Annotated in this window: 5 protein-coding genes; 1 reads left to right on the forward strand and 4 read right to left on the reverse strand. The window is 75.4% G+C overall.

Annotation, left to right across the window (positions count from 1 at the left end; genetic code table 11):
* Positions 1-31 precede the first annotated feature (31 nt).
* From ACFXA3_RS36510 to ACFXA3_RS36525, 4 genes are all read right to left on the reverse strand, one after another.
* Entirely contained in the window at positions 32-154 is a 123-nt protein-coding gene (locus ACFXA3_RS36510) for a hypothetical protein (RefSeq protein ID WP_385194449.1), read from the reverse strand.
* A gap of 118 nt (positions 155-272) precedes the next feature.
* Positions 273-1157: a helix-turn-helix domain-containing protein gene (locus tag ACFXA3_RS36515; protein WP_385194451.1), complete on the reverse strand. Its 885-nt coding sequence runs from the start codon at positions 1155-1157 to the stop codon at positions 273-275.
* A gap of 71 nt (positions 1158-1228) precedes the next feature.
* Complete coding sequence (locus tag ACFXA3_RS36520; RefSeq protein WP_385194454.1) at positions 1229-2227, reverse strand: hypothetical protein; 999 nt, start codon at positions 2225-2227, stop codon at positions 1229-1231.
* A 177-nt stretch (positions 2228-2404) separates the two neighbouring features.
* On the reverse strand, positions 2405-3952 hold the full coding sequence (locus tag ACFXA3_RS36525; protein WP_385194456.1) for a hypothetical protein: 1548 nt from the start codon (positions 3950-3952) through the stop codon (positions 2405-2407).
* A 267-nt stretch (positions 3953-4219) separates the two neighbouring features.
* Between ACFXA3_RS36525 and ACFXA3_RS36530 the strand changes: the two genes are divergently transcribed.
* Positions 4220-4463, forward strand: a 244-nt coding sequence (locus ACFXA3_RS36530) for a hypothetical protein (RefSeq protein ID WP_385194459.1), incomplete at its 3' end; no start/stop codon positions are given.

A 4463-nucleotide genomic window follows, 5' to 3' on the forward strand; every position in this document is an offset into this window, starting at 1 on the left:
ACGGCACCCGGCACCCGGCACCCGGGCGGCGTCAGCGGCCGTCCGTTCCCCCGCCCTCGCGACGCCTGCGGTTGCGCCGGCCGAGCGCCCCCGCCAAACCGATCAACCCGCCCGACAGCGCGCCGGCCACGAGGATGCGCAGCAGGTCCTCCATCACGTACTCCCTCTCCTCCGGACCAGGCGCACCACCGAGGCGTACCCGATCAACCCGAAGGGGACGGTATCGACGGCGGGGCGGGGCGGCTTGGAAAAATCTGACCTCGTGCCCCACCTCACAGGGCGATGGCCCCCTCCGTGACACGGGCGGCCGCCATCCGGCCGGGCGTGGTGCCGGCCAGGGCACGGAACTCGCGGTTGAGGTGGGCCTGGTCGTAGTGGCCGCACGCGGCGGCCACCCCGGAGAGGTCGGCGCCGTCGCGGGCCAACAGCCGTACCGCGCGGTGGAAACGCAGCACCCGGGCGGACATCTTGGGCGTCAGACCGACCTGTTCGGTGAACCGCCGGACCAGATGGCCCTGGCTCCAGCCCACTTCGGCCGCGATCCGCGCCACCGGCATCGCCCCGTCGGCGCGCACCAGCAGCCGCCAGGCCTGCGCCACCTCGGGCGCGGGATCCGGGCCGCGCGCGATCCGCGCCGACAGCGCGACGTCGAGGAGGTCGAACCGGGCCGCCCAGTCGGCGGTGGCCGCCAGTCGACCGGCCAGCGCCTCGGCCCCGGGGCCGAGGACGTCGCTCAGCCCGACCACCCGGTTGGTCAGCTCGCACATCGGGACGGCGAACAGCCGGTAGGCGCCCAGCGGGGTCAACTCGATCCGGATCGCCTCCTGGCCACCGGGGTGGTCACAGTCCCGGGGCCCGTCCTCCAGGCCCGCGACCAGCGAGCCGGTCACCTCTCCGTTCGTGTCCGCCGCCCCCAGCCGGCGGACCTGCGCGAACGGCTCCCCCAGGCTGATCAGCAGGACCGCCCGCCCCGTGGGAACCAGTCGCACCCGGTAGGGCGAGGCCGTGGCCTCCCAGTAGCCGGCGTAACTGTGGAGGTAGGGGCGCAGTGGGGCGGGCCACGGCCGGGTGACCCGCCACCGGTCCCCCACCCGGGTCATCTCGACCCCGCGCGCCCCCGCGGGAACCGAGGGGTCGATGGAATCAGTGCGTCGCATGAGCCGGCTCCCCCCTTGCCGCGACCGGACCGACTCCGGTGAACTGTACGGCCGGACCCGCCCCCGCACCGTCAGGCGCAGGTGACCGTCACCCGGCCGGTGCCGCCGTTGCTTGCGAAGTCGAGCGTGAAGTGGCCGTTCGGGGGCAGCTGTTCGGCCCTGCCGCCCAGCACGATCTCCTGCGAGGCGCCCGCGGCGAGGGAACCGGCGCCCGGGGCGGCGGTGACCCCGGCGGGCAGCGGGCCGACCGTCCAGTCCAGCGTGCCGCCACCGCTGTTGCGGATCGTGACGGTGTGCGGCCACTCGCCGTTCGCGCAGTACTCCTGGACGCCGGCCGGACGCAGCGTCAGTACGGGTGCGGCGACCGGGGCCGGGGTGCCAGACGGCTTCGGCTGCGCCGTCGGCGTCGTCCGGGGCGGTGCGGCGCTGCCGGTGCCGGTGCCGGTGCCGCTGCGGGCGGGCGGCTGGGAGGCGGCGGGCGCCGGCGAGGCGGGGGCGCTCCCGCCGGGAGCGGGCGCCGGGCCGGCGCTCCCGGTGGAGCCCGAAGGGGCGGGGGCGGCCGGTACGACGGCGGTGGGCGTCGCCGCGGCCTGCGGCACGGTGGCGGCCGGGTCATGCCCCAGCTGCCGGCCGACGACCGCTCCGCCCACGGCCGCCACCATGACGCCGCCGATGATCAGCGCCATGGTCTTCGGCTTCTTCTTGGCGCGCTTCTGACGCGACTTCCCGTCCGGATGCCCGGTACGCCCACCCTGGACGATGATCCCGTCGCCGACCGCCCGGGGATCGTCCTGCTTGGGGCCGATCGTCCGGGGATCGTCCTGCTTCGGGCCGATCGCCCGCGGGTCATCCTGCTTCGGGCCAATCGCCCGCGGGTCATCCTGCTTCGGGCCAATCGCCTGCGCCGAGTGGGAGTCCGGCGCCTGGCGGCCCCCCTGCACGATGATGCCGTCCCCGCCCGCCTCCGGGGTGGGGTCGGTGAAGCCTCCGCCGGTGCCCGCGGCGTGTGCGTGGGCTGCCGTGTCGTTCTCCGGACGGGGCACGTCCGGCTCGCCTCTGCCGTCACTCATGGCTCGGAATCCCCCTTGGTCACATGACGAGCGGTCGGAAACAGGACTCGGCGCCATGGACGCGGCCCATGACGACGCGCTGCTCCCACTGAGCCACTCTTCGGCGACGGGGTCCAGCCCCGGGACGTGACGGCAACGTCCCGATCCCGTACCGGACCACGGGACCACGGGGACGGATCACAGGCGGTGGATCCGGTCGACGCCGTACCACTTCGAGACGCAGGCGGCGACCCAGTCCCGCGGGTAGGCCGAGGTGAAGAACGGCTCGGCCAGGCTCCCGATGTGCAGGGGCCGGTACCCGACGTCGGTGGCGCCGTGCGCGGCCTCGGTCCGGATGCGGGAGTCCTGGGCGTCCCAGGCGGCCGCACGGGTGACCGTCGCCGTGGTGAGCTGCCGGACGCCGGGCACGAGTACGGCCAGTGCGGCCAGCGCCAGGCCGCCCGCGCAAACGACGACGGTCACGACGGCGGCCGGCCCCGCCGCGCCGGCGGACCGTCGGCCGGCCTGGCACCGGCCGGCCCACTGCCCCAGCAGGGCTCCGTACGCGCAGAGGGCCAGTTCCATCGGGACCAGGTAGTTCGTCCAGGTGCGGGCGTACGTCCAGCCGCTCGGCCCGTACCCGCTGCGCAGGCCCACCACCACGGCGAACGAACCCAGCACCACCACCGGGACGGGGAGCAGCAGTACGGCGGCCCGCACCGGCCGCGGGGATCCGGGACGCCACCGCATCCCGGGCGGACCCGTACGCCGGCCCACGGCCAGGCCGAGGAGGACGCCGGCGGCGGCCGCTCCGAGGTAGGCCCACTGGCCGGTGACGGCCTCCCACATGTGCAGCCAGTCCCGGACGGCTCCCCGCAGTTCTCCCGCGGACAGTGCGGACTCCCCGGCAGGCTGCTGCGCGCGGCGCCAGCGGGCGCCGGGGGACGTGTAGAGGACGATCAGACCGCAGAGGAGCCCGCCGCACCACAGGGCGCACCAGGTGAACGGGTGCCAGGACCGGGCCAGTCCGAGGCGGGGCAGGGCCAGCAGGGCGGCTCCGGCCGCGAGCAGACCGCTGACGAGGGCGAAGGGTTCGCTCAGGGTGCCGAGTCCGAGCCCGATGAGGAACGCTGCGGCGAAGCCGCCCGCACGGACCGCGGCCCGGGGGTGGGGGACGGTCCGCAGGGCGAGGAGGAGCGCCCACACTCCGATCACGCCGGGAACGGTGTGCGAAATGGTGGCGGGAGCCCACAGCAGCACCTGGTAGCTGCGCGGTCCGGCGTAGTAGAGCAGCGCCTGGACGACCAGGGCGCAGGCGAGCACGAGCAGCACCGGGGGGCGTGCACCGAGGAAGCGGACGAACCGGCACCCCAGCAGGACCAGGCCGGCCGTGAAGGCGACGGCGATGACGGTCGGGAGGATCTTGACTCCGGCGAGTCCGTCGCCGTAGACGATGCCGCTCAGGAAGGCGTTGGCGATCCGGCCGTTCTGGGTCAGGTAGAAGTCGGATGTGATGCCGAGGACGCCCAGGTCCCGGGATTTCCAGGCGGCGCACCAGTCGTCCGAGGTGGGGCGCAGGTAGAGGCCGAGGAAGCACCCGACGGCGATCAGTGCCCCGGCCGCCGCCACGAGGGTGGCGCCCGCGACGGGCAGCAGCCCGCGGAGGCGGGCGCGACGGCCGCCGGCCCGGGCCGCTGCGGGGGAACGGGTCCGGTGGTCCTCGCGCTCGGTCGACACAGTGCCCATTCACCCGTCCTTCGCAGCGGCGTTCGATCGGACCGACGTCAGATGCCCCTGCCGCACCCGGTCGCGGCGGGGCCCGGTCACACCAATGTGCACGGTGCGCCGCACACCGGCATCCGCGGGCCGCCCCGGGCCGCCGCCGTGACGGCGCCGCGGTTCCCGGCTGCGGTCACCCGGGCGGCGGTCTGTCGTGGCGGGCTCCGAACGCCTCGTCCACGATGGGGATTCCGGAGGTCCGCGCCGCCCGCCGGCCCGGCGGAAGGAGTGGTGATGCCTGCTCTCCGGCTCGTTCGCTGGACGGTGGCGGTGGCGGTGGTGGCGGTCACCGCGTCGCTCGCGGGCGTCGCCCTTCCCGTGCGCGGCGCGGGAAGTCCGGCCGGACGACCCGCCCGCGAGGCGCCGCCGGCCCGGTTCGTGCGTCCCCTGGGGCACCAGAGCCACGGCGACGCCGAGGGCGACTACGCACCCCTGTCGAGGCTCGTCGCGCCCCGCGCCCGCCTGCTCTCCAACACGA

This window comes from Streptomyces sp. NPDC059456, assembly GCF_042750055.1.
GTDB lineage: Bacteria > Actinomycetota > Actinomycetes > Streptomycetales > Streptomycetaceae > Streptomyces.